The sequence below is a fragment of the Allobosea sp. ASV33 genome, from assembly GCF_016428755.1.
GTDB lineage: Bacteria > Pseudomonadota > Alphaproteobacteria > Rhizobiales > Beijerinckiaceae > Allobosea.
Genome location: NZ_JAELTI010000235.1, coordinates 1 through 394 on the forward strand (window position 1 = coordinate 1; position 394 = coordinate 394).

Consider the following 394-nt stretch of genomic DNA (forward strand, 5'->3'; position numbering starts at 1 on the left):
TATCCAGGGCCACCAGGGAGCCGTCGGGCAGCTTTAGATCCCGGCGCTCGCCCGTGGCTGTGCGCTGCCCTGCCTGCCAGCTTTCTAGTGGTGCGCCTTTCCAGGCCATCCAGGCCGTGGCGCCGCTGCCCAGGCCCAGAGCCAAGCCGCGCACCACGGAGCGGCGGGTGGGTGAGGCGCGACGGCCCGGCGCCTGGCGCGCCAGGGGTGCGGGCAGATGCGACAGTTGCGCGGTGACGGATTGCACGCGCAGCCAGGCGCGCTGGTGGGCGGGATCGGCGTCATGCCATTTCTGCCAGTCCTGTTGCAGGCCCGCTGTGGCAGAGGCGCCGCGCAGTTTCACGTGCCAGGCGGCGGCCTCATGCAAGGCGCGGCGGTCGTTGCCTTCCAGATG

Annotated in this window: 1 protein-coding gene; it reads right to left on the reverse strand. The window is 71.8% G+C overall.

From position 1 onward, the window contains the following. Positions 1 to 394: DUF4880 domain-containing protein (locus JHD80_RS27300; protein ID WP_199093731.1), on the reverse strand; the 394-nt coding region annotated here is incomplete at both ends.